The organism is Saccharomonospora iraqiensis subsp. iraqiensis (genome assembly GCF_000430445.1).
Lineage (GTDB): Bacteria > Actinomycetota > Actinomycetes > Mycobacteriales > Pseudonocardiaceae > Saccharomonospora > Saccharomonospora iraqiensis.
Window position 1 is genome coordinate 2,874 of the sequence record NZ_KE387058.1, and the last position, 4,443, is coordinate 7,316.

General features: G+C 74.9%; 5 protein-coding genes. 3 read left to right on the forward strand and 2 right to left on the reverse strand.

The annotated features are described in order from the left end of the window. Together ACTIR_RS21755 and ACTIR_RS0104810 are read right to left on the reverse strand one after the other, a co-directional pair. Positions 1-893: carbamoyltransferase N-terminal domain-containing protein (locus tag ACTIR_RS21755; protein ID WP_034238406.1), on the reverse strand; the 893-nt coding region annotated here is incomplete at its 3' end. Between the two features lie 137 nt (positions 894-1,030). Beyond that, positions 1,031-1,984 carry an NAD-dependent epimerase/dehydratase family protein gene (locus ACTIR_RS0104810; protein WP_026453427.1) on the reverse strand — a complete coding sequence of 318 codons (954 nt, stop codon included), beginning with the start codon at positions 1,982-1,984 and terminating at the stop codon, positions 1,031-1,033. A 62-nt stretch (positions 1,985-2,046) separates the two neighbouring features. On the opposite strand from ACTIR_RS0104810, the gene ACTIR_RS0104815 reads away from it, so the two are divergent. From ACTIR_RS0104815 to ACTIR_RS0104825, 3 genes are all read left to right on the forward strand, one after another. Then, positions 2,047-2,916 carry a polysaccharide pyruvyl transferase family protein gene (locus ACTIR_RS0104815; protein ID WP_026453428.1) on the forward strand — a complete coding sequence of 290 codons (870 nt, stop codon included), beginning with the start codon at positions 2,047-2,049 and terminating at the stop codon, positions 2,914-2,916. Beyond that, complete coding sequence (locus ACTIR_RS0104820) at positions 2,913-3,743, forward strand: glycosyltransferase family 2 protein (protein ID WP_026453429.1); 831 nt, start codon at positions 2,913-2,915, stop codon at positions 3,741-3,743. Before ACTIR_RS0104815 ends, ACTIR_RS0104820 begins: the two co-directional genes overlap by 4 nt. Then, positions 3,740-4,443: glycosyltransferase family 2 protein (locus ACTIR_RS0104825; protein ID WP_026453430.1), on the forward strand; the 704-nt coding region annotated here is incomplete at its 3' end. The genes ACTIR_RS0104820 and ACTIR_RS0104825, both read left to right, overlap by 4 nt.

Sequence of the window (4,443 nt, forward strand, 5' to 3'; positions counted from 1 at the left end):
TGCAGCCGCGTGTTCGCGACGCAGTTCAGCGCGGTGCCGCCCGCCAGCGCGAGGTCGGTGTGCCCGGTGCGGGCGTGCAGCCACCGGGCCAGCTCCAGCAGCACCTCCTCGGTGACGCACTGCACGCTCGCGGCGAGGTCGGCGTGCTCCGGCCGGAGCTCGTCGCCGGTGTGGCGCGCGGGCGCGAACCGCTCCCACGGCACCGGGTCGGTGTGGAAACCCCCGTCGCCGGTGGTCCGGATCAGTCCGCGCAGCTCGGGGGCGAACCGGGCGGTGCCGTACGAGGCCAGCGCCATCACCTTGTACTCGTCGCTGGACCGCCGGAAGCCGAGGTGCGCGGTGACCTCCTCGTAGGTGAGCCCGAGCGAGTGCGGCAACGGTTGCCGGGCGAGCTCGACGAACTTGCCGTCGCGGTACTCCCCGGCCAGGGCGGACTCCGCCTCGCCCCGGCCGTCCGAGGTCAGCACGGCGCAGTCGGTGAACGGCCCGGCCAGGGCCGCCGAGGCGGCGTGCGCGAGATGGTGCCGGACGAACCGGACGCGGCCCGGGTCCAGACCGGGCAGGGCGGTGCCGAGGAACGCGGGCGCGCGCCGGGCGTAGAGGGTGCGCAGCTTCTCCCAGCCGCCCCCGTCCGTGCCGCCGAGGCCCTCGTCGACCAGCGTGGGGTCGTAGGAGTAGGCCACCGCGTCGAGGTCACCGGGTTCCAGCCCCGCCTCGTCCAGGCACCACCGCGCCGCCCGTTCCGGCAGCTCCCACGCGGAGAACGGCACCGGCGACTTGCCGTGCTTGCGGCGGGTGAAGCGTTCCTCCTCGGCGGCGGCCACGATGCGCCCGTCCACGACGAGCGCCGCGGCCGGGTCGTGGAACACCGCGTTGATCCCGAGCACTCGCACCTGGCCCCACCTCCCGATCGGGTGTGGGTCGCTTCCGCGACCCCTACTGTGCCGCTACCCGGCGAAGCGGCTCTCAAACGGCGCGCCCGCCCGGCCCCGGCCGCGTCGCGGGCCCGGGGAGGCCGTGGATCCGGTGCTCAGGCCGCGGTCCCGACCGCGGCGAACCAGGCGACCGTCCGGCGCAGACCCTCGTCGAGGGAGACGCCGGGTTCCCAGCCGAGCGCGGTGCGGGCGAGGGTGATGTCCGGGCACCGCCGTCGCGGGTCGTCGGGTGCGCCGGGGACGGTGGTCACCGGCGAGTCGGATCCGGTGTGCCACAGGATCCGCTCGGCGATCGCGCGCACGGTGCGTTCGTGCGGGTCGCCGAGGTTGACCGGACCGGCGATCCGGCCGCGCAGCAGCGCGAGCAGGCCGTCGACCGTGTCGTCGACGTAGCAGATCGACCGGGTCTGCTCCCCGCTGCCCGCGACGGTCAGCGGTTTCCCCGCCAACGCCTGGGTCACGAACGTGGGGACGACGCGACCGTCGTCGCCGCGCATGCGCGGGCCGTAGGTGTTGAAGATCCGGGCGATCGCGACATCGGTGCCGTACCGCGCGGCGTAGGCGGTGGTCAGCGCCTCGGCGTAGCGTTTCGCCTCGTCGTACACGCTGCGCGGACCGACCGGGTCGACGTTGCCGCGGTAGGTCTCCGGTTGCGGGTGCCGCTCCGGGTCGCCGTAGACCTCGCTGGTGGAGGCGAGCAGGAACCGGGCGCCGTTGCGGGTGGCCACGTCCAGCGCGTGTCCGGTGCCGAGTGCGCCCGCCCATAGCGTCTCGACCCCCAGCCTGCGGTAGTCGACCGGGGAGGCGGGTGAGGCGAGGTGCAGCACCGCGTCCACCGCGCCGAGCTCGGGCAGCGGTTCGGTCACGTCGTGCTCGACGAGCCGGAACCCGGCCCGGGAGTCGAGGTCGTCGACGTTGTCCGCCGACCCGGTCGCGAAATTGTCCACACAGGACACCCGGTGTCCCTCGTCGTGCAGTCTGCGGCACAGATGTGATCCGAGGAATCCGGATCCGCCGGTGACGAGTACGTGGTGCCGACCGGTGACCATGGAGGGCCGATTACCACCGCCGGTGCGGTGTGAAACGGCGTGACCGGGGTATCAACGCCACCATGCGCGTGCTCGTGACGGGATGGCCGAGTTTCCTCCGCGGTGAGGCCACCGCGGGGGACGTGCTGAGCATGCGCCGGGTCCGGGAGGCGCTTCACCGGGCGGGGGTCGCCGCCGACGTCGCCTTCAGTCCGGCCCTGGCCCCGGAGGCGGTGCACCTCGACGACACGGACCCGGGCGACTACAGCCACCTGGTGTTCGCCTGCGGACCGGTGCACGGCGAGCAGGTCGAGTGGTTGCACCGGCGCTACGCCGGGTGCCGGCGGATCGCCGTCGGGGTGTCGGTCGTCGACCCCACCTCCGGGGCCGTCGCGGGGTTCCACCGTGTCCTCGCCCGGGACGGGCTCGGCCCGCCGCAGGCGGACCTCTCGTTCGCCGCGTCGACCGTGCCGACGGCGGTGGTGGGGGTGGCCCTCGCCCCGGGCCAGCACGAGTACGGCGGACGCCGCAGGCACGAACAGGTGCACAAGGCGCTGCTGACCTGGGTGGCCGGACGGGACGTCGCCCCGGTCCCGCTGGACACGCGGCTGGACACCGCGGACTGGCGACACTGCGCCACCCCGGACCAGTTCGTCGCGCTGCTGGGGCGGCTGGACGCGGTGCTCACCACGCGGATGCACGGACTGGTGCTCGCGCTGCGCGCCGGTGTGCCCGCGATCGCCGTCGACCCCGTCTCCGGCGGTGGCAAGGTGACCGCCCAGGCGCACGCACTCGGCTGGCCCGCGCTCATCGCGGCCGAGCACGTCTGCGCGGAGACGCTGGACCACTGGTGGCGCTGGTGCGTCTCGCCCGCCGCCCACCGGTACTCGGACCGTCCGCCGGGCGGCACGGGCACGCTGGTCGCCGACCTGGTGGGGGAGGTGCTGCGGTGAGGACGTCGGTGGTGATCGCCACCCGCGACCGGGCCCCGGAGCTCGCCCGGACCCTGGGCAGGTTGCGGGCGGTGCGGCCGGCGCCGCCGGTGATCGTCGTGGACAACGGCTCCGGGGACGACACCGCCGAGCGCGTGCGGCGGGACTTCGACGGGGTGCGGCTGATCCGGAACCCGGAGAACGTCGGCATGGCCGCGCGCAACCTCGGGGTGGAGGCCGCCGACACCCCCTACGTCGCCTTCAGCGACGACGACTCGTGGTGGGAACCCGGTGCGCTGGCGCAGGCGGAGATCCTGTTCGACGCCTACCCGCGGCTGGGCCTGATCGCCGCGACCACCCTCGTGGAACCCGAACGGCGGCCGGACCCGGTGTGCGGCGTGATGGCGCACAGTCCGCTGGGCACCGCACCGGACCTGCCGGGACCGCTCGTGCTCGGCTTCCTGGGGTGCTCGGCGATCGTGCGGCGCAGCGCGTTCCTCGACGCGGGCGGGTTCAGCCCGCTGCTGCACTTCGGGGCGGAGGAGAAGCTGCTCGCCTACGACCTCGCCGCACGCGGGTGGGCCCTGTGCTACGTCGACCGGATCACCGCGCACCACCACCCGTCCGCGGTGCGGCCGCCCGGAGCCTGGCGCCGGCGCCTCGAACGCCGCAACAACGCGCTGATCACCTGGATGCGCCGCCCCGCGGGCGACTGTGTGCGGGCGCTCGGGCCGCTGGTGTTCGACCCCATGGCCGGGGCGGGTGCGCTGCGCAGACTGCCGTCGGCACTCCGTGCGCGGCGGCGGCTGCCGCACGAGGTGGAGCGCCAGATCCGGGAGCTCGCGTGACCGCCGTGACGGTCGTGATGATCACGCACAACCGGCGGGCGGAGGCGCTGCGCACGCTCGCGGCGATGACGACGCTGCCGGACGCGGCGCCGGTGATCGTGGCCGACAACGCCTCCACCGACGGCACCGCCGACGCGGTCGCCGAGCGGTTCCCCGGGGTGGCGCTGCTGCGGTGCGACCGCAATCTGGGCGCGCTCGCCCGCAACCTCGCGGTGCGCCACGTGCACACGCCGTACGTGGCGTTCTGCGACGACGACACGTGCTGGCAGCCGGGCGCACTGTCCCGCGCCGCCGCGGTGCTCGACGCCCACCCGCCGTTGGCCTCGGTCACCGGCCGCTGCCTCGTCGAACCCGACCTCACCGAGGACCCGATCGTGCCCGAGCTGCGGCACTCGCCCGTGCCCGGGCCGGACTGGCTCCCCGGCCCGGCCCTGCTCGGCGTGCTGGCCGCGCTCAGCGCGTTCCGGGTCACGGCGTTCCGGGAGGTCGGCGGGTTCTCCCCGCGGCTGTGGCTGGGTGGTGAGGAGGAACTGCTGGCGCTGGACCTCGCCGCGCACGGCTGGTGGATGTGCTTCGACGACGGGATCGTCGTACACCACGCCCCGTCGGCGGCGCGGGACCCGCGGCGGCGCCGCCGGCTCGGCATCCGCAACACGCTGTGGACCCTGTGGCTGCGCAGACCCGCGGCCACCGCGGCGCG

Excerpts from the sequence above, each read along its gene's own strand:
- ACTIR_RS0104810 (WP_026453427.1), bottom strand. The coding sequence starts at position 1,984 with ATGGTCACCGGTCGGCACCACGTACTCGTCACCGGCGGATCCGGATTC.
- ACTIR_RS0104815 (WP_026453428.1), top strand. The coding sequence starts at position 2,047 with ATGCGCGTGCTCGTGACGGGATGGCCGAGTTTCCTCCGCGGTGAGGCC.